The sequence below is a fragment of the Pseudomonas sp. s4 genome (assembly GCF_046764235.1).
Classification (GTDB): Bacteria; Pseudomonadota; Gammaproteobacteria; order Pseudomonadales; family Pseudomonadaceae; genus Aquipseudomonas; species Aquipseudomonas asiatica.
In genome coordinates this window covers 3,245,723-3,263,755 of record NZ_CP177209.1, presented here as the reverse complement: position 1 = coordinate 3,263,755, position 18,033 = coordinate 3,245,723, and the positions used below count along the sequence as shown (strand labels likewise).

General features: G+C 64.8%; 17 protein-coding genes. 11 read left to right on the top strand and 6 right to left on the bottom strand.

The genetic code is table 11. From position 1 onward, the window contains the following. Positions 1 to 118: 118 nt before the first annotated feature. The 6 genes from ACK56M_RS15380 (at position 119) to ACK56M_RS15355 (ending at position 6,547) form a co-directional block, all read left to right on the top strand. The gene (locus ACK56M_RS15380; RefSeq protein WP_137138408.1) at positions 119 to 703 is read left to right on the top strand and encodes an imm11 family protein; all 585 of its coding nucleotides are present in this window, start codon (positions 119 to 121) and stop codon (positions 701 to 703) included. 207 nt (positions 704 to 910) lie between these two features. Next, a complete protein-coding gene (locus ACK56M_RS15375; protein WP_015270480.1) occupies positions 911 to 1,279 on the top strand; it encodes a hypothetical protein in 369 nt (122 codons plus the stop codon). Between the two features lie 406 nt (positions 1,280 to 1,685). Further along, positions 1,686 to 2,861, top strand: coding sequence for a M20 aminoacylase family protein (locus tag ACK56M_RS15370; protein ID WP_015270479.1), 1,176 nt, complete (start codon positions 1,686 to 1,688; stop codon positions 2,859 to 2,861). A gap of 82 nt (positions 2,862 to 2,943) precedes the next feature. After that, on the top strand, positions 2,944 to 4,254 hold the full coding sequence (locus ACK56M_RS15365) for a citrate-proton symporter (protein ID WP_411958767.1): 1,311 nt from the start codon (positions 2,944 to 2,946) through the stop codon (positions 4,252 to 4,254). Beyond that, positions 4,254 to 5,708, top strand: coding sequence for an amidase (locus ACK56M_RS15360; RefSeq protein ID WP_411959623.1), 1,455 nt, complete (start codon positions 4,254 to 4,256; stop codon positions 5,706 to 5,708). Before ACK56M_RS15365 ends, ACK56M_RS15360 begins: the two co-directional genes overlap by 1 nt. A gap of 65 nt (positions 5,709 to 5,773) precedes the next feature. Continuing rightward, positions 5,774 to 6,547: an IclR family transcriptional regulator gene (locus ACK56M_RS15355; protein WP_015270476.1), complete on the top strand. Its 774-nt coding sequence runs from the start codon at positions 5,774 to 5,776 to the stop codon at positions 6,545 to 6,547. Between the two features lie 147 nt (positions 6,548 to 6,694). Here the strand turns inward: ACK56M_RS15355 and ACK56M_RS15350 are convergent, their stop codons facing one another. From ACK56M_RS15350 to ACK56M_RS15335, 4 genes are all read right to left on the bottom strand, one after another. Further along, positions 6,695 to 7,606: a LysR substrate-binding domain-containing protein gene (locus ACK56M_RS15350; RefSeq protein WP_003260483.1), complete on the bottom strand. Its 912-nt coding sequence runs from the start codon at positions 7,604 to 7,606 to the stop codon at positions 6,695 to 6,697. Between the two features lie 178 nt (positions 7,607 to 7,784). After that, positions 7,785 to 8,441: an HAD family hydrolase gene (locus ACK56M_RS15345; RefSeq protein WP_024087169.1), complete on the bottom strand. Its 657-nt coding sequence runs from the start codon at positions 8,439 to 8,441 to the stop codon at positions 7,785 to 7,787. A 67-nt stretch (positions 8,442 to 8,508) separates the two neighbouring features. Then, positions 8,509 to 8,667 (bottom strand): hypothetical protein, encoded by a 159-nt coding sequence (locus tag ACK56M_RS15340; RefSeq protein WP_160320196.1) that lies wholly within the window; start codon positions 8,665 to 8,667, stop codon positions 8,509 to 8,511. Continuing rightward, positions 8,667 to 8,912: a DUF2790 domain-containing protein gene (locus tag ACK56M_RS15335; RefSeq protein WP_015270475.1), complete on the bottom strand. Its 246-nt coding sequence runs from the start codon at positions 8,910 to 8,912 to the stop codon at positions 8,667 to 8,669. The genes ACK56M_RS15340 and ACK56M_RS15335 overlap by 1 nt, the downstream gene beginning before the upstream one ends. A 219-nt stretch (positions 8,913 to 9,131) precedes the next feature. Here ACK56M_RS15335 and ACK56M_RS15330 point away from each other — a divergent pair, with 219 nt between their 5' ends. The 5 genes from ACK56M_RS15330 (at position 9,132) to ACK56M_RS15310 (ending at position 16,180) form a co-directional block, all read left to right on the top strand. Continuing rightward, on the top strand, positions 9,132 to 10,181 hold the full coding sequence (locus ACK56M_RS15330; RefSeq protein ID WP_054573244.1) for an alpha/beta hydrolase family protein: 1,050 nt from the start codon (positions 9,132 to 9,134) through the stop codon (positions 10,179 to 10,181). A 259-nt stretch (positions 10,182 to 10,440) separates the two neighbouring features. Beyond that, the gene (lexA, locus tag ACK56M_RS15325; RefSeq protein WP_025339260.1) at positions 10,441 to 11,058 is read left to right on the top strand and encodes a transcriptional repressor LexA; all 618 of its coding nucleotides are present in this window, start codon (positions 10,441 to 10,443) and stop codon (positions 11,056 to 11,058) included. After that, on the top strand, positions 11,058 to 11,678 hold the full coding sequence (gene imuA / locus ACK56M_RS15320; protein ID WP_015270425.1) for a translesion DNA synthesis-associated protein ImuA: 621 nt from the start codon (positions 11,058 to 11,060) through the stop codon (positions 11,676 to 11,678). Before lexA ends, imuA begins: the two co-directional genes overlap by 1 nt. 6 nt (positions 11,679 to 11,684) lie before the next feature. After that, complete coding sequence (locus ACK56M_RS15315) at positions 11,685 to 13,103, top strand: Y-family DNA polymerase (RefSeq protein ID WP_054573245.1); 1,419 nt, start codon at positions 11,685 to 11,687, stop codon at positions 13,101 to 13,103. Beyond that, positions 13,100 to 16,180 (top strand): error-prone DNA polymerase, encoded by a 3,081-nt coding sequence (locus ACK56M_RS15310; RefSeq protein ID WP_054573246.1) that lies wholly within the window; start codon positions 13,100 to 13,102, stop codon positions 16,178 to 16,180. Before ACK56M_RS15315 ends, ACK56M_RS15310 begins: the two co-directional genes overlap by 4 nt. Positions 16,181 to 16,310: 130 nt before the next feature. Here the strand turns inward: ACK56M_RS15310 and ACK56M_RS15305 are convergent, their stop codons facing one another. Both ACK56M_RS15305 and ACK56M_RS15300 read right to left on the bottom strand, forming a co-directional pair. Beyond that, positions 16,311 to 17,132: an aldo/keto reductase gene (locus ACK56M_RS15305; protein WP_015270422.1), complete on the bottom strand. Its 822-nt coding sequence runs from the start codon at positions 17,130 to 17,132 to the stop codon at positions 16,311 to 16,313. Beyond that, positions 17,120 to 18,025, bottom strand: coding sequence for a LysR family transcriptional regulator (locus ACK56M_RS15300; RefSeq protein ID WP_013972722.1), 906 nt, complete (start codon positions 18,023 to 18,025; stop codon positions 17,120 to 17,122). The genes ACK56M_RS15305 and ACK56M_RS15300 overlap by 13 nt, the downstream gene beginning before the upstream one ends. Between the last annotated feature and the right edge of the window lie 8 nt (positions 18,026 to 18,033).

Genomic DNA, 18,033 nt, shown 5'->3' with positions numbered 1-18,033 from the left:
TGAGGCGGTCGTATGTATTGCTTTCTATTTTGACACTGGCCCTGGCGAGATTGCCGATACGATTACGAAATACAGATCTTAGGCCAAAAGGCACCCGCTTGACATGCTAGGAAGAAAGATGAACTATTATTCAATGTGTCATGAAGTGGTGAAAGGTGGGTATACAGATGGAGATGTAGTGTTCTACCCAACCCTATCTGATTATTATCAGGTAGGGATGAGTCTCTCCTTGATTGGCGTGTCGGTTTCTGTGATTTTGGATAAAACGGTTCGTGCTCTTAAGTCTGATTTTTTCTTGACAACTTCCGGTGCTTTTTTTGTGTCCCAAGATTTTAAGGATGTTCTTGGGGGTCTAAATACTAGCCTGCAATTTTCCCCTGCGGATGTAAAACACTTTAATGGAAGGCCTGCGGTCAAAAAGTATTATTTTATTCACGTTAATGACAGGTGCGCATGCTTTGACTACGGGCTTTCGGAGTACTCTGGTAAGTCTTTGGTTATGAGTAAGATTCAGGCCGGTGAGCTGACTGCTGATTACAAGGTCCGAGGCGTAAAGAAGATGTGTATTGATGAGGCAAAAACTGGTTCGCTGGACCTTTTCTTTGTGGCAGGTGTGATCTGGATCGACCCTATTGTCTCAGAGGTATTGGTGCGCAAGGTTGAAAGCAATAAATTGCTGGTCAGGTTCAGTGCTATTGGGTGATTGAAAGCTGATAGGTTACTTGTGCGTGATTTTTTATATGAGTCGTTTTTAGTTGGGTGGGATAACATACAACTCGGGGTGACTGAGTAGACGCCGGAGTACGCCTGCGACCTGCTGGGGCGGCTGGCCAAGATCGTCTGGCAGGCGAGGTATCGCTCATGGGGCGATTCAGCCGGCTGCGCGGTTGCCAGGATGAAGGGGTATCGATTGAAGGACCTGATAACATTCACACATCTGATTTATGGCAAGGGTTTATTTGAAGCCCTTGCTGCGAGCGTCGAAAATTGGGAGGAGCTCCTCGATAGCCGAGAGCGACCATCTTTTGACAATGCTTGGATAAGCAATTTTAAAACGCTGCAAGGGATTAGCTATCAGGAACCAAATAGCGAAGCTAATGTAACCGTGCTTAGAGAGTTTGCCTTCAAGGAGATGTTTCGTCTCACTGCGGATGCCGAAATTGCAGGTTACATATCTGACGATATCGGCTTGCTTGCTGAGGCGCTGGCAAAAGGTCACCTGACGACATGGTGTGAAAAGTTGCTTGCCAGTTACCAATCTGGGCATTTCCCGTGCTAGCCGAGGTTTTCTGAAGCGATATTCGGCTTATCGAGTAGAGCTCACGCGTGCGTGCTGAATGGTAAGTACCGTGGTGGATGGCACAGGCTTCGCCTGTGTTCGCGGGTAAACCCGCTCCTACAGGGATTGCCCATGCCTTGGGGGTTCAAAAGTGGCGCGGCGCTTCAGCTGGAACACTGGCGGCCTTCTCGTGCGTCTGGATGAGATGGTTACGGCCAGCAGGTAGGGCCGCCAAAGTGACTGCCTCCCCGGCAAGCCACGTTTCGGTTCCACCGTGCGAAACCAGATTCGATTGTGCTTCATCGCTCCTCGCGCTTATCTGTCAGCCAAGCACGACCTGCCTCACCCGTCGTGACCTCAAGGCGAACAACAAGAACGGGAAACCACCCGCGCGAGGAGACTCTACATGTCCCGACATCAGCACATCCTGGCCTGGCTGAACGATGTGGCCAGCGACCTGCACGCAATCCGTCACGATATCCACGCTCACCCGGAACTGGGTTTCGAAGAAAGCCGCACTTCGGCGCTGGTCGCCCGTCTGCTCGAAGAATGGGGCTATGAAGTGCACACCGGTATCGGCAAGACCGGCGTGGTCGGCGTACTGCGCAATGGCAGCAGCCCACGCCGCCTGGGCCTGCGCGCCGACATGGACGCGTTGCCCATCCACGAGGCCACCGGCGCCGCGTACAGCAGCCAGCACCAGGGCTGCATGCACGCCTGCGGCCATGACGGGCATACCACCATGCTGCTTGGCGCCGCACGCTACCTGGCGGCGACCCGGCAGTTCGACGGGACGCTGACGCTGATCTTCCAGCCGGCCGAGGAGGGCCAGGGTGGCGCCGAGGCGATGCTTGCCGACGGCCTGCTGGAGCGCTTCCCTTGCGATGCACTGTTCGGCATGCACAACATGCCCGGGCTGCCGGCCGGGCACCTGGGCTTTCGCGAGGGGCCGATGATGGCCTCGCAAGACCTGCTCACGGTGACCCTCGACGGGGTTGGCGGCCATGGCTCGATGCCGCACCTGACCGTCGACCCGCTGGTGGCGGCGGCCAGTGTGGTGATGGCCCTGCAAACCGTGGTGGCGCGCAATATCGATGCACAGGAGGCGGCGGTGGTTACCGTCGGCGCCTTGCAGGCCGGCGAAGCGGCCAACGTGATCCCGCAGCAGGCACTGCTGCGCCTGAGCCTGCGCGCGCTGAACGCCGAGGTGCGGGCGCAGACCCTGGAGCGGGTGCGGGCGATAATTGTCAGCCAGGCCGAGAGCTTCGGCTGCCGCGCCACCATCGAACACCGCCCGGCCTACCCGGTGTTGGTCAACCACGCCGCGGAAAACGCCTTCGCCCGGCAGGTGGGGGTAGAACTGCTCGGTGCCGAGGCTGTGGATGGCAACACCCGCAAGCTGATGGGCAGCGAAGACTTCGCCTGGATGCTGCAACGCTGCCCGGGCGCCTACCTGTTCATCGGCAATGGCGTATCGCGGCCGATGGTGCACAACCCGGCCTACGACTTCAACGACGAGATCCTGCTGACCGGTGCCGCCTACTGGGGCGCGCTGGCAGAGCGCTGGCTCGCGCCCGCCTGACCTGTCCTTTTGACGACTGCCGCTGGAACCCGGGCGCGACCGCGCCTGGGCGATCACCCAATCATTGTGTGGAGTGTTTCCTATGCAGACTTCGAGCACCGGCGTGTCGCGTACCCGGCAAGTGGTCGCCGCCGTCATCGGCAACGCCCTGGAGTGGTATGACTTTATCGTGTACGGCTTTCTGGCCAGCATCATCGCCCGGCAGTTCTTCCCCTCCGACGACGAATACGCCTCGCTGCTGATGGCCCTGGCCACCTTCGGCGTCGGCTTTTTCATGCGCCCGGTGGGCGGTGTGCTGCTGGGCATGTATTCCGACCGCAAGGGCCGCAAGGCGGCGATGCAGATGATCATCCGGCTGATGACCGTGTCCATTGCCATGATCGCCTTTGCCCCCGACTACCTGGCCATCGGCATGGCCGCGCCGATGCTGATCGTGGTGGCGCGCATGCTGCAGGGTTTTGCCACCGGCGGCGAGTACGCCAGCGCCACGGCCTTTCTGGTGGAGAGCGCGCCGGCCCACCGCAAGGGCCTGTATGGCTCGTGGCAGCTGGTGGGGCAGTGCCTGGCGGTGTTCTCCGGGGCGGCGATGGTGGCCTTGGTCACCCACCTGTGCACGCCAGCGGCGCTGGACAGCTGGGGCTGGCGTATCCCGTTCGTGCTTGGCCTGCTGATCGGCCCGGTGGGGCTGTGGATTCGCAAGCACATGGAAGAGCCCGAGGAATTCATCGAGGCGCGCCGCCAGGCCAAGGGCCAGTCTCCCAGCCTGTGGCAGGTGCTGCGTGAGCATCGGCGCAGCCTGTTGGTATCGATGGGCCTGGCCTGTGGCGCGACGGTGTCGTTCTACGTGGTGCTGGTGAACATGCCGACCTTCGCCCACAGGAACCTCGGCCTGCCGCTGGACCAGGTGCTGCTGGTGCAGATGCTTGCGGTTGGGCTGATGACCGTGGTGATCCCGCTGTCCGGGGCGTTGTCTGACCGGCTGGGGCGGCGCCCGGTGCTGATGGCCTTCACCCTGGCGTTCTTCGTCATGGTCTACCCGTTGTATGTGTGGGTGGCTGCCGCGCCGTCGCTGGAGCGCCTGTTGGTGATGCAACTGCTGCTGTGCACCGCCATCGGTGGCTTCTTCGGGCCGGCGCCCACGGCCCTGGCCGAGCAGTTCCCGGTCGAGGTGCGTTCTACCGGTGTGTCGGTGGCCTATAACGTGGCGGTGATGGTGTTCGGCGGCTTCGCCCCGTTGATCGTCACCTGGCTGAGCAAGGTGCTCGGTACCCCGGTGGCGCCGTCGTTCTACGTGCTGTTCGCCTGCCTGCTGACACTGCTGGGCACCTATTGCCTGAAAGAAGCCCCACGCGCGGGCAAGCCTGCCGCTTTCAACCTTGGAGTGAAACCGTGATGCCGCTAGCCATCGACCCCATCGTTGCCCTCGATGCCGAGGCATTGTCCCGGGCCATCCATGCCCGCCAGATATCGTGCCGGGAGGTGATGCAGGCTTATCTGGCGCATATCGAACGCTTCAACCCGCAGGTCAATGCGCTGGTGTCGCTGCGCCCGGCCGAGGCACTGCTGGCCGAGGCCGATGAGCGTGACCGCGAGCTGGGCCGTGGCCATTCGCGCGGCTGGATGCATGGCATGCCCCAGGCGATCAAGGACCTGGCCGCCACTGCCGGGCTGCGCACCACGTTGGGCTCGCCGCTGTTCGCCGAGCAGGTGCCCGAGCAGGACGCGATCAGTGTGGCGCGGGTGCGGGCCAGTGGTGCGCTGATCGTGGGCAAGAGCAATGTGCCGGAATTCGGCCTTGGTTCGCAGACCTACAACACCCTGTTCGGCACCACCACCAACGCCTACGACCCGGGCAAGGTGGCCGGGGGCAGCAGCGGTGGGGCGGCGGCGGCGCTGGCCATGCGCCTGCTGCCGGTCGCCGACGGCAGCGACATGATGGGCTCGCTGCGCAACCCGGCGGCGTTCAACAACGTGTATGGCCTGCGCCCGTCGCAGGGCCGCGTACCCCACGGGCCGGCGCCGGAACTGTTCGTGCAGCAGCTGGCCACCGAGGGGCCGATGGGCCGCAGCGTGGTGGATGTGGCGCGGTTGTTGTCGACCCAGGCGGGCTTCGATGTGCGGGCGCCGTTGTCGCTGGGCGATGGCCGGCACGATTTTGCCGCCGGGTTGCAGCGCGATTTCCGCGGTGTGCGGGTCGGCTGGCTGGGCGACTACGACGGCTACCTGGCGATGGATGACGGGGTACTGAGCCTGTGCGAAGCGGCCCTGGCAGACTTCGCCGAACTGGGCTGCCGGGTCGAGGCCTGCCAGCCGGCGTTCGACATGGCGCGTTTGTGGCAGTGCTGGCTGACCCATCGCCACTTCCTGGTGCACGGCAACCTCGCTGCGGCCTATGCCGACCCGGGCAAGCGCGCGCTGCTCAAGCCCGAGGCGCAGTGGGAGGTGGAGGGTGGCCTGCAACTGAGCGCGGCGGCGGTGTACCAGGCTTCGGTGGCCCGCAGCGACTGGTACCGCGTGCTGGGCAAGCTGTTCGAGCGTTACGATTACCTGCTGTTGCCATCGGCCCAGGTGTTCCCATTCGATGCACGGCAACCGTGGCCAACGGTGGTCGGAGGGCGGGCGATGGACACCTATCACCGCTGGATGGAAGTGGTGATTGGGCCGACCCTGGCCGGCTTGCCGAGCATCAGCGTACCGGTCGGTTTCAACGCTGCTGGGTTGCCCATGGGCCTGCAGATCATCGGCCCGGCCCAGGCCGACCATGCGGTGTTGCAGCTGGCCCATGCCCATGAACAGCTCACCCGTTGGGTAGCGCGGCGCCCACCCCGGAGCCTGCAAGCGCCATGAAACCGCTGGGCAGGCGCGGATCTTGCTGGCTATCCTGACCATCCAGTTACAGGGAGGTCACACTCATGGGCATCACGGCAGACAGTGGCGGCGTGCGTTCGGTGGAACGGGCGCTGGCCATCGTCGACCTGCTTGGCGAACACCAGGCGCTGGGCCTGGAAGAACTGCATTACCTGACGGCGCTGCCCAAGGCCACGGTATCGCGCATGCTCGCCACCTTGCAGGAGCAAGGCTGGGTTTACCGCGGCCTCAGCGACAGGCGTTACCGGCTGTGCGCGCGGCGCCTGTTCGGTGACCGCCAGCTGCGTTTCAAGCGGCGCCTGGTGGAACACGCCGCGCCCATGCTGTTGGAATTGAGCGAGCGCACCGGGCTGGTGGCCGACCTGTCGTGTTTCGACGGCGAGCGGCTGGAGGTGATGGAAAGCGCTGTGCCCCAGGTATTGCGCAAGCGTTACCCGCACACCTGCCAGATCGTCGGCCATCATGCCAGCCTGTTCCACTCGGCGATGGGGCGGGCATGCCTGGGTGAGTTGGCGGTCGATGAAGTGCAGCGCCTGGCGGCCCATGAGCGGGTGGGCGACGAGACGGTGCTGCGCGACATCGAGGAGGAAGCGAACAAGGGGTTCGGCCAGCGCACCGAAGGGCACTGGGAGTACCCGGTGCGCTTGCCGTTCCTGATCCGCGCCATTGCCCTGCCGGTGCATGCCGAAGGGCGCCTGGCCGGGAGCATTGCCTTGCACTGGCCGCTGGACCAGGCGCCGGTGGAGCGGGTGTTGAACCTGCACCTGAACAGCCTGGCTACAACGGTGGGGGAGGTGCAGCGGGCCTTGGTGGTTTAGCGGGGACCTGTACTGGCCTCTTCGCGGGCTTGCCCGCTCCCACAGGTACCGAGCAGGTCTCAGGCAATGCACCATCCCTGTGGGAGCGGGCGAGCCCGCGAAGAGGCCAGTGCAGCAAACAACAAAAGAAGCTGTGTCCGCAGCCCTTCAACGTTCCAGGCTGTACATCCGGCACTCCGCCAGCAACGCCAGCAGGTTCGGCTCCCGCTCCCGCGCCTTGAGGAACACCACGCCAATATGCTGCTGCAAGCGATATTGCGGCTTCAGGGCAATCAGCCTGACCCGGTTTTCGTACACCGCTGCGATCCGCCCAGGCAGCAAGGCAAAGCCCACGCCCGAGCTGACCATGCTCAGCAGGGTGAAGATATCGTTCACCTGCATGGCCACCTTGGGTTCGAAGCCAGCCTGCTGGAACACCCGGGCACCATCGCGGTGGGTGGCAAAGCCCTGGGTCAGGGTGATGAAGGTGGAGTCGGCCAGGTCGGCCAGGTCCACCTCGGCCTGCTCGGCGAAGGGTGAATCGATGGGCACGGCAAGGAAGATGTCGTCGGAGAACAGCGGCAACTGCTCGCAGGCCGGGTCGCTGACGCTTTCGTCGAGCGACACGAGGATGGCCTCCAGCTCGTGGTTCTTCAGGCGCTGCAGCAGGTCGACGTTGGAGCCCAGGGTCAGGTCGATGTTGAGTTCGCTGCGGCGCAGCTTGAGGCCCATGACCAGCTTGGGCACGGTTTTCACCGTCAGCGAGTAGAGCGCGCCCAGGCGGAAGCGCTCGGCGTAGAAGCCGGCGGCCTCGCGGGTAAGGCGGACCATCTGCTCGGCGTCCTGGATCAGCTGGCGGGCTTTCTTTTCCAGCACGTAGGCGCTTTCCAGCGGGATCAGCTGGCGGCCTTCGTGCTTGAACAGCGGGCAGCGCAGTGCGCTTTCCAGCGAGTGGATGGCGCGGTGCACGCTGACGGCACTGGTGGCCAGCTCCGCGGCGGCGCGGCCGAGGTTGCCAGTGCGCATGAAGGCGAGGAAGGTTTCCAGCTTCTTGAGGGTCAGTTCTTCGTCGATCAGCATGGGTTGACCTGGGTGTGCACAATGGCTGGGGCATGCATATTGCCTTGAAATTTTGGGGCCGCTTCGCAGCCCATCGCCGGCAAGCCAGCTCCCACAGGGACAGCGCACGGCTTGAGGCCGATGCGGTCGAGGTGGGAGCTGGCTTGCCGGCGATGGGGCGCGAAGCGGCCCCGTATGCTCATTGCATGGATCCGATCAAGGTCCACAACGCTGGGTCGTTGAAGTCACGGACAACCAGCTTCGCCCCCGCCGCCAGCAACCGCTCCGGCGTCTGCGTAGTGGCCACGCCCACGGTAAAGATCCCCGCGCCACTCGCGGCCGCCACCCCCGGCAGCGAATCCTCGAAGGCCAGTGCCTGCCCGGCCTCGGCACCCAGCCGCTGCAACCCGGTCAGGTAAGGCAGCGGGTCCGGCTTGGGCCGTGCCAGTTCCTCGGCCACCAGCACGTGCGCGAAACGCTGGCCCAGGCCCATGGCGTTCAACATGTGCTCGGCGTTCAGCCGCGGTGCATTGGTCACCACGCACATGCCGATGTCACGAGCCTGGGCATGTTCCAGCAGGCGCACTAGGCCCGGCATCGGCTCAAGAGCCGGCGACATGTCGCGGAACAGCGCCTCCTTGCGGTCGGCCAGCACCTGGCACTGCTCGGCACTGGCGCCGGCAAACAGCTCGGCGAACAGCTCGCCGTTGGCGCGGCCGCTGACCTGGGCATCGAACTGCGCCTGGCTCAGCTCGCGGCCGTCATGCTCGCGCAACAGTTGGCGAAAGGCCTGCAGATGCAAGGTGTCAGTGTCGGTGAGGGTTCCGTCGAGGTCGAACAGCAGGGCAGTCAGCATTGGGTATCCAGGTGCAAAATCATGGGCGGGCCAGAAGGGAGATTCTTTGCCTTTGGAGTCACGTCAACTACGCGACTTCCTGAGTGTACTGGAGTACGGCAGCCTTGGCAGAGCTGTGCTCGAACGCGAGGTTGACGCCTGCGCGTCGAGTCAGCAACTGCCAAGGCTGGAAAGCCAACCCGAGAAACCGGCCGTTGGCACGCTCCGGCTTTCGAAGCTTTGTCATCAGTTCTGGTTGGCGGAGGTGGCTGGGCGCAGGTAGCTGATCTTCTGCACCTTGCCGTCGCTGTCACGGTAGGTGAGGGTGGCGGTGTCGGCGTGGTCGGTGGCGTGGCCCGAGGCCTCCACCGCGATCACTTGGGCGATGTCCAGGTTCATGCCGTACTGGTACGGGGAGGCGGTCTGGGCGAAGGCGCCGACGCTGCTGCCGAAGGTCAGGGTGGTGATGGCGATTGCTTTGATGAAGGTCATGATCATGCTCCGTTAGCTTGGGTAGTGGGATCAGCGACTGCTTGCTGTCTGGGCTGAATATTGCGCGATAATATTTAGTGCGCAAAATATATTTCCACTATCTGGTCTATTGGAGCGCTGCATCGCCGGAAAGATTGTGTGGGTCGCGGCGAGGGCTGATATGTTTCCCGCGTACCGGTTTGCATCTGATCGACGCTGACCTATCAAGGAAGAAAAACAATGAAAACAGTGCTCGGCTTGTTGCTTTTTATCTGTCTGGACATACCTGTATTCGCTGGCTACAAGACCATTGGCTTCAAGACCTCGACATTATCGGACAGGCAAACTGACCGTCCGCTGGAGCTGGTCGTCTGGTACCCGAGTACGACCACTGCGCCACCACAGTTGATCGCTGATACCCCGGTTTTCAGCGGTGACCTCGCTGTGCGCGATGCACCTCCAACTGCAGGCACGTATCCATTGGTGGTGTTTTCCCACGGCTTTCGCGGCAATTGGGGAAACCAGTCGTGGCTGGCCAGTGCACTGGCTCACCAAGGCTACATCGTGGCGGCGGTCAACCACCCCGGCACTACTACCCGCGATCGCAACCCTGAAGCCGCGGCACAGTTGTGGCGGCGTCCCATTGACTTGCAGCGGGCCATCAATGCGGTCATGGCCCAGGCGGATCAGTTCGGGCGGGTGGCGAAGGGCCAAGTTGCAGTGGTCGGCCACTCACTGGGCGGCTGGACCGCGCTGGAAATTGCCGGCGCCCGCTTTGATCCCAAGCGTTTTGCCCAGGACTGTTCCATCCATCCGCAGCTGTCGAGTTGCAGCGTCTACAAGCAGATCAATGCCGACAGCGCCCCGGCATCGAAAGCTCGACTGGGTGGCGATTTGCGCGACAGTCGTGTTACCGCCATCGTTACCCTGGATCTTGGCCTGTCACGTGGCCTGACCGATGAAAGCCTTGCGGCTTTGCCAGTGCCGACGTTGGTGATTGCGGCCGGCGCGCCTTCTGAAGACCTTCCCGCGCAGCTGGAATCTGCTGACCTTGCCAAGCGTCTGCCTTCGGCGACGAGTCGTTATGTCGAGATCGAGGACGCCAGCCATTTCAGCTTCTTGTCGACGTGCAAACCAGGCGCGATGGCGTTGCTCGAAGACGATGCTCCAGGGGATGGTGTCATTTGCCGGGACGGCGATAACGCCCGGTCTCGGGGGGCGATCCAGTTGCAGATCGCCTCGCTGGTGACTGAGTTTCTGGAGCAGCATTTTGGTCGTTGGTCTATGTAACGACGCAGCGATGGGGCGTGAACGGTCTGCTCCGACTGGCTGTTACCGACCCACAGCGGGCATCTGTAACCGGGGCCGCTTCGCGCCCCATCGCCGGCAAGCGCGGCTCCCACAGTGTCCCTGCTGATTCAATTCGCCATGTGCAGTCAGGTTTGGGACCAGCCATATAGCCTTCAGCATCATTGCGGTAGTTTCGCGGATCGCAGCCGCCAAGCCGTCGACGAAGGGGGCTGTTCAGCGTGCTCCGAAAAGAGTACAAATGTGCTCCATGGACAATCTTACCCCAAAACGCCGCGCCATCTTCGAGTTCATCCGTGAGCGCATCGCCGACCACGGCCAGCCGCCGAGCCTGGCCGATATCGCCACGCGCTTCGGTTTTGCCTCGCGCAGCGTGGCGCGCAAGCACATCACCGCCCTGTGCCAGGCCGGCTACATCGACGTCACGCCGAACCAGGCGCGGGGCATACGCCTGGCCGAACGGCTGCGCCGCCCGGAAATCCTCGAAGTGCCGGTGCTGGGCCAGGTGGCGGCAGGCGCCCCCATCGGCCCGGACCTCGACATTCACGAGCAACTGCTGCTCGACCCCAGCCTGTTCCGCCGTACCCCCGACTACCTTCTGAAGGTGCGTGGCGATTCGATGATCGACGACGGCATTTTCGACGGCGACCTGGTCGGCATCCTCCAGCAGGCCGACGCCCGCGATGGCCAGATCGTGGTCGCCCGCCTGGACGGCGAGGTGACCATCAAGCGCCTGCAGCGCCAGGGTGGCAATTACCGGCTGTTGCCACGCAACCCGGCCTATGCGCCCATCGATGTGCGGCCTGAACAGGAGTTCTTCATCGAAGGCGTGTTCTGCGGCTTGCTGAGGCGTGACTGATGGGCGCGGTGGTCGACCTCGACAGGTTGCTCGACCAGCGCCGGGTATGGCGCGGCCGGCAGGCCCAGGCGCGGCCGCTCGGCCTGCAGCCCACGGGCCATGTCGCCCTTGACCAATGCCTGCCGGAAGGTGGCTGGCCGGCGGCTGCGCTCAGCGAACTGTTGCTGGCCAGCCCCGGCTGCGGCGAATTGCAACTGCTGTGGCCGACCCTGGCCCGCTTGAGCGCTGAAGCCAGCCGAATCGTGCTGGTGGCACCGCCATTCATTCCTTACGCCCCGGCCTGGCAGGCCGCGGGGGTGGACCTGCGCTGGCTGGTACAGGTGGACGCCGAACCTGCCGATGCCCTGTGGGCCGCCGAGCAGTGCCTGCGCTCCGGCAGTTGCGCGGCGGTGCTGTGCTGGCCGGAACGTGCCGATGACCGCGCCCTGCGGCGCTTGCAGGTGGCTGCCGAAACCGGCCAGGCGCTGGCCTTCGCCTGCCGGCCGCAACAGGCGGCGCACAACCCTTCGCCCGCAGCGCTGCGCATTGCCGTCGACACCCGCCCGGCACAATGGCGCGTGCTGAAAAGCCGTGGCGGCATGCCCCCGGCGCTGCCCATCGCCTGCCCGGGGCGGGGCTGATGCAACATGCTCTGGGCCTGCATCCTGCTTCCGCAGCTGGCGCTGGACACGGTCCTGCGTGAGCGTGACGACCCCGATACCCCCCTGGTGCTGCTTGGCGGGCCGACCCAGCGACGTGTGCTGCAGGCGGTCAACCCGGCGGCGGCGGCGCTCGGCCTGCGGGCCGGGCAAACCCTGACGGCGGCGCGTGCGCTGGCCGATGGCTTCAGCTGCGTCGAGGCCGACCCCAAGCGCATCGACCAGGTGCAGCAGTTGCTGGCAGCCTGGGCCTACCGCTTCAGTGCCCAGGTCAGCCTGCACTACCCACGGGCGCTGTTGCTGGAGGTGGGCTCCAGCCTGCAGCTGTTCGGCCCCTGGCCGCTGTTCGAGGCCCGCCTGCGCCAGGAGCTGGCGGAACTGGGCTTGCGCCAACGCATCGTCCTGGCCAGCAACCCGGTGGCGGCGCGCATGCTCGCCAATGCTCACGATGGCCTGGCCGTGATGGATGCCGATGCCACCCGTGCGGCGCTGCTGGGCATGCCCATCGAGCGTATCGGCCTGCCTGCGCAGGCTGCCGAGGCCTTTGCCCGCATGGGCCTGCGCCAGTTGAGCCAGGTGCTGGCCTTGCCCCGCGACAGCCTGGCCAGGCGCTTTCCGGCCCAGGTGCAGCTGCACCTTGATCAGCTGCTCGGCCTGCGCAACCTGGGGCTGGGCTTCTACCAGCCCCCGGACCGTTTCGAGACCCGGCTGGAGCTGAACTTCGACGTCGAATCGCACCAGGCCCTGCTGTTTCCGCTGCGGCGCATGCTCAACGACCTTGCCGCGTTCCTCGCCGGGCGTGACTGTGGCGTGCAGCGTTTCTGCCTGCACCTGGAGCATGCCGAAGGGCCGGATACCTTGCTGAAGGTAGGCCTGCTGGCCGCCGAACGCGATGCCGCGATGCTGTTCGAACTGGCGCGCGGGCGCCTGGAGCCGCTACGCATTCCCGCACCGGTGCGCAACCTGCGGCTGGTTGCCGAGGACCTGCCACCCTTCGTGCCGCAACACCAGGCATTGTTCGACCCGCGTGCGCAACAGGCGCAACCTTGGGAACAATTGCGCGAACGGCTACGCGCCCGCCTGGGGGATGAGGCGGTCAAGGGCCTGAGCGCGGCAGCCGATCATCGCCCCGAATGCGCCTGGCAAGCGGTAGAGCAGGGTGCCCAGGGCAGCATGCCGGTCGTTCCTGGCAGCCGCCCTGGCTGGCTGCTGTCGGCCCCCATGGCGCTGGACGAAGGCGGCTATCGCCTGCAAGGCCATGCCGAGCGCATCGAATCGGGCTGGTGGGATGGCGGCGATGTGCGCCGCGACTATTACCGTATCGAAACCCGCGACGGCCTGCGCGGCTGGGCCTACCGCGACCTGGGCAAGGCCGGCCCGTTGTGGCTGCAGGGCTGGTTCGCATGAACACCCCGGGTTATGCCGAGCTGCACTGCCTGTCCAACTTCAGCTTCCAGCGCGGCGCGTCGAGCGCCGACGAACTGTTCCGGCGCGCGCGTGAACAGGGCTACCAGGCGCTGGCGATCACCGACGAATGCACCCTGGCCGGCATCGTCCGTGCCTGGCAGGCGGCCAAGGAACACCAGCTGCGGCTGATCGTGGGCAGTGAAGTGCAGTTGCAGGACGGCCCCAGGCTGGTGCTGCTGGTGCAGGACCTGGCCGGCTACCAGAACCTGTGCGCGCTGATCACCCGGGCCCGGCGGCGGGCGCAGAAGGGCGAGTACCAACTGTTTCGCGATGACCTGCAGCAGCACCATCAGGGCCTGCTGGCATTATGGGTAGCCGATGACAGCGGCGATGCCACCCCCGGGCAGTGGCTGCACGGCGTGTTCGGTGAGCGCCTGTGGCTGGCCGTGCACCTGCACCGCGGCAGTGACGATACCTTGCGCCTTGAACGCTTGCGCGGCCTGGCGGCCAGGGTCGGCATCCGCGCCGTGGCCTGTGGCGACGTGCACATGCACGTGCGCGGTCGCCGCGCCCTGCAAGATTGCATGACCGCCATTCGCCAGCATTGCCTGGTGGCCGAGGCCGGGCGCTTCCTGTTTGCCAATGGCGAGCGGCACCTGCGCAGCCAGGCGCAACTGGGCGAACTCTATCCCGCCGACCTGCTGGCCGAGACCCTGGCGATCGCTGCGCGCTGCCAGTTCGAACTGAGCGAATTGAAATACCAGTACCCACGCGAACTGGTGCCCCAGGGGCATAGCCCGGCGAGCTGGTTGCGCGAATTGTGCCAGCAGGGTTTGCCGTCGCGCTGGCCAAACGGGCCGAGCAGCAAGGTGCGGGATGTGCTGGCCAAGGAGCTGGCGCTGATCGAGGAGCTGGGCTACGAAAGCTACTTCCTGACTGTGCACGACATCGTCGCCTTCGCCCGCAGCCAGCGCATTCTGTGCCAGGGGCGGGGCTCGGCTGCCAACTCGGTGGTGTGCTTCGTGCTGGGCATCACCGAGCTCGACCCCATGCAACACCACCTGTTGTTCGAGCGCTTCCTGTCGCGCGAGCGCAACGAGCCGCCGGACATCGACGTGGACTTCGAGCACGACCGGCGCGAGGAGGTGATCCAGTATGTGTTCCGCCGCTACGGCCGACACCGGGCGGCGCTCACTGCGGTGGTCAACACCTACCATGCCGCCGGTGCGGTGCGGGATGTGGCGCGGGTGCTGGGGCTGCCCGCCGACCAGGTGGACGCCCTGGCCAAATGCTGTGGCCGCTGGAGCGATCGCATACCCGACGACCAGCGCCTGGCCGAGGCCGGCTTCGAGGCGGGCAGCCCTTCGCTGCGCCGGGTACTGGTGCTGGCCGGCGAACTGATCGGCTTCCCTCGGCACCTGTCACAGCACCCGGGCGGCTTCGTCATCTCGCAGCAACCTTTGGACGAACTGGTGCCGGTGGAGAATGCCGCGATGCCGGAGCGCACGGTGATCCAGTGGGACAAGGACGACCTGGACATGGTCGGCCTGCTCAAGGTCGACGTGCTGGCGCTGGGCATGCTCAGCGCCTTGCGCCGTTGCTTCGACCTGCTGCAACGCCACCGTAGCCGGCACCTGACCCTGGCTTCCATCCCCGCCGAAGACCCGGCTACCTACGCGATGATCAGCCGTGCCGAGACCATGGGCGTATTCCAGATCGAGTCGCGCGCGCAAATGGCCATGTTGCCGCGGCTTCGGCCGGAAAAGTTCTACGACCTGGTCATCGAGGTGGCCATCGTCCGCCCCGGGCCGATCCAGGGCGACATGGTCCACCCTTACCTGCGCCGGCGCCTGAAGCAGGAACCGGTGACCTATCCCTCGCCGCAACTGAAGGCAGTGTTCGAGCGCACCCTGGGTGTGCCGCTGTTCCAGGAGCAGGTGATGGAGCTGGCGATGGTCGCGGCCGACTACACCCCGGGCGAGGCCGACCAGTTGCGCCGCAGCATGGCCGCCTGGAAGCGTCACGGCGGTCTGGAACCGCACCGCGAGCGGCTGGTGCAGGGCATGTTGCGCAATGGTTATGACCTGGCGTTTGCCGAGCGCATCTTCGAGCAGATCAAGGGCTTTGGCAGTTATGGCTTTCCGGAATCGCACGCGGCCAGTTTTGCCTTGTTGTGCTACGCCAGCAGCTGGCTCAAGTGCCATGAACCGGCGATTTTCACCTGCGCGCTGGTCAACAGCTGGCCCATGGGTTTCTACAGCCCCGACCAGTTGCTGCAAGAGGCCCGACGCCAGGGTATCGAGGTCAGGCCGGTCGATGTGTGCCACAGTGACTGGGACTGCACGCTCGAGCCTGAGCCTGGAGAGGTGCTGGCCATTCGCATGGGCTTGCGCCTGGTACGCGGCCTTGCCGAGGGCGATGCCAGGCGCCTGGAGCAGGCGAGGGCACAGCGGCCATGGCGCGATGTCGAAGACCTGTGCCTGCGTGCCGGGCTCGATTCGCGTGCCCGCGCCCACCTGGCCGATGCCGGCGCGTTGCGCGCCTTGGCCAGCGACCGGCACCAGGCGCGCTGGCAGGTGGCGGCGGTGCAGCCGCAGCTGCCTTTGTTCGCCGATATCGAAGCCTTGCCGGAACGTACCGTCGAACTGCCCGTCCCCAGTGTGGCAGAGGACCTGATGGCCGATTACCAGACCCTGGGTACCACGCTTGGGCCGCATCCCCTGACCTTGTTGCGCTCACGCCTGCGGGCCCTGGGCTGTCGCAGTTCGCGCGAGCTGCAAGATGTCGGGCATGGTGACAACATTGCCATGGCAGGGCTGGTGGTGGGCCGCCAGCGGCCACAGACCGCCAGCGGCGTGACCTTCGTCACCCTGGAGGACGAGCACGGCATGGTCAATGTGGTGGTGTGGCGGGATCTTGCCGAACGGCAGCGGCGGGCACTGGTGGGGGCGCAGTTGCTCAAGGTCAGCGGGCGGCTGGAGCAGGAGAATGGCGTGCGCCACCTGATAGCACGGCGGCTGGAGGATGTGAGCCCGCTGTTGCAAGGGCTGGATGTACGCAGCCGGGACTTTCACTGAAGCCCCATCTTTGCGCGGGTACTTGTGGGAGCGGGCAAGCCCGCGAAGCAGCCCCCGCGGTGGATGGCACCGGCTTTGCCGGTGTTCGCGGGCACGCCCGCTCCCACAAAAAACGATTTCGTGTCAGTCGCTACACCATCGCCAACCGCTGCTTGCGCGTCGGTGCCGGCAACGCCCGGTCGATCGCCCGCAGGTCTTCGCCGGTCAGGGTCAGCGCACCCGCAGCGGCATTCAACCGCACATGCTCGGGTGTCACGGCCTTGGGGATGGCTATCACCCCGTCATTGCGTGTCACCCACGCCAGGCTGACCTGGGCCACCGTGGCCCCATGGCGCTCGGCGATTTCCGCCAGCACCGGGTGCTGCAGCAGGCGCCCGGCCTGGGCCAGCGGGCAGTAGGCCATGGTCGGCAGCGCACGCTTTTCGCACCACGGCAACAGGTCGAACTCGATGCCACGCTGGGCCGGGTTGTACAGCACCTGGTTGGTGGCGCAATCGGGGTTGTGCAGTTCGCGCAGGTCGTCGACATCGAAATTGGAAACACCCCAGCGCTTGATCTTGCCTTGCTCGCGCAAGCGCTCGAACGCTTCGACGGTTTCCTCCAACGGATGCTGGCCGCGCCAGTGCAGCAGGTACAGGTCGATGCAGTCGGTGCCCAGGCGGGTGAGGCTGCGCTCGCAGGCGGCGGCCATGGCGCGCAGGCTGGCATTGTGCGGATACACCTTGCTGACCAGGAACACCTGGTCGCGGCGCCCGGCAATGGCCTGGCCAACCACTTCTTCCGCGCCACCTTCGGCATACATCTCGGCGGTATCGATCAGGCTCAGCCCAAGTTCGATACCCTGTTGCAGGGCCGCCACCTCGGCCGCCTTGCGAGCCGGATCTTCACCCATGTACCAGGTGCCCTGGCCGATGGCCGGAACGCTCGAACCTGCCAGTTTCACGTAACGCATGTCACCTCCGGGATGCGGGTATTGGAAAGCAGTACCTCGAGCAGCGCTTGCGCTGCCGTGGAAAGCTTGTGTTCGCTAAGAGCAATCACACCGATGCGGCGCTCGACCGTGGGCTCGACCAAGGGCACGCAGCGGGCGCCAAGCTCCTGCATCTGATTGATGCAAAGTGCCGGCACGGCACTGACCCCCAGCCCACTGGCGACCATGCGCCCAACGGTAGACAACTGATGGCTCTCGAAAGCCACCGCCAGTTTGCCGTGGCGGGCGGCCACGTTCTGCTCCATCAGCAGGCGCACCGCCGAAGGGCGTTGCAGGGCCACGAAGTCTTCGGCCAGCAATTGTGCCCAGCTGACCTGGGGCAGCTGCGCCAAGGGCGAATCGGCGGGCACCACGGCGACGAAACGGTCCATGTACAACGGGTGGAAATCCAGGCCATCGTTGTTGTCCGGTTCGAAGCCGATGCCCAGTTCGACGCGGCGATGGCGCACCAGTTCCTGCACCTGTTCGTTGATCACATCGTGCACCGTGACGTTGACCTTCGGGTAACGCTGGCGAAATACCTTCAGCGAGTGGGGCAGCAGGTTGCCGGCAAAGGCCGGCATGGCCGCCACCGAAACCCGGCCCAGTTGCAGGGTGAAACGCTGGCGCAGCATTTCTTCGGTGTCGTCCCAGTCGGCCAGCAGGCGCCGTGCCAGCGGCAGCAGCACCTCGCCCTCGGCAGTCAGGCTGACGCTGCGCGTGGTGCGGCTGAGCAGGGCGCCGCCAAGGTTTTCTTCCAGGGCCTTGATGGTCAGGCTCAGTGCCGGTTGCGAGACATGCAGGTGTTCACCGGCCTGGGCGAAGCTCTGGTATTTGGCCACAGCGACAAAGGCGCGCAGTTGCTTGACGTTCATGACAGGCC

What these genes read in the sequence shown, in the direction of transcription:
- ACK56M_RS15330 (WP_054573244.1), top strand. Translation starts at nt 9,132, where the DNA reads ATGAAAACAGTGCTCGGCTTGTTGCTTTTTATCTGTCTGGACATACCT.
- ACK56M_RS15305 (WP_015270422.1), bottom strand. Translation starts at nt 17,132, where the DNA reads ATGCGTTACGTGAAACTGGCAGGTTCGAGCGTTCCGGCCATCGGCCAG.
- ACK56M_RS15315 (WP_054573245.1), top strand. Translation starts at nt 11,685, where the DNA reads ATGCTCTGGGCCTGCATCCTGCTTCCGCAGCTGGCGCTGGACACGGTC.
- ACK56M_RS15340 (WP_160320196.1), bottom strand. Translation starts at nt 8,667, where the DNA reads ATGACAAAGCTTCGAAAGCCGGAGCGTGCCAACGGCCGGTTTCTCGGG.
- imuA (WP_015270425.1), top strand. Translation starts at nt 11,058, where the DNA reads ATGGGCGCGGTGGTCGACCTCGACAGGTTGCTCGACCAGCGCCGGGTA.
- ACK56M_RS15370 (WP_015270479.1), top strand. Translation starts at nt 1,686, where the DNA reads ATGTCCCGACATCAGCACATCCTGGCCTGGCTGAACGATGTGGCCAGC.
- ACK56M_RS15360 (WP_411959623.1), top strand. Translation starts at nt 4,254, where the DNA reads ATGCCGCTAGCCATCGACCCCATCGTTGCCCTCGATGCCGAGGCATTG.
- ACK56M_RS15350 (WP_003260483.1), bottom strand. Translation starts at nt 7,606, where the DNA reads ATGCTGATCGACGAAGAACTGACCCTCAAGAAGCTGGAAACCTTCCTC.
- ACK56M_RS15365 (WP_411958767.1), top strand. Translation starts at nt 2,944, where the DNA reads ATGCAGACTTCGAGCACCGGCGTGTCGCGTACCCGGCAAGTGGTCGCC.
- ACK56M_RS15355 (WP_015270476.1), top strand. Translation starts at nt 5,774, where the DNA reads ATGGGCATCACGGCAGACAGTGGCGGCGTGCGTTCGGTGGAACGGGCG.
- lexA (WP_025339260.1), top strand. Translation starts at nt 10,441, where the DNA reads ATGTGCTCCATGGACAATCTTACCCCAAAACGCCGCGCCATCTTCGAG.
- ACK56M_RS15310 (WP_054573246.1), top strand. Translation starts at nt 13,100, where the DNA reads ATGAACACCCCGGGTTATGCCGAGCTGCACTGCCTGTCCAACTTCAGC.
- ACK56M_RS15335 (WP_015270475.1), bottom strand. Translation starts at nt 8,912, where the DNA reads ATGACCTTCATCAAAGCAATCGCCATCACCACCCTGACCTTCGGCAGC.
- ACK56M_RS15380 (WP_137138408.1), top strand. Translation starts at nt 119, where the DNA reads ATGAACTATTATTCAATGTGTCATGAAGTGGTGAAAGGTGGGTATACA.
- ACK56M_RS15300 (WP_013972722.1), bottom strand. Translation starts at nt 18,025, where the DNA reads ATGAACGTCAAGCAACTGCGCGCCTTTGTCGCTGTGGCCAAATACCAG.
- ACK56M_RS15345 (WP_024087169.1), bottom strand. Translation starts at nt 8,441, where the DNA reads ATGCTGACTGCCCTGCTGTTCGACCTCGACGGAACCCTCACCGACACT.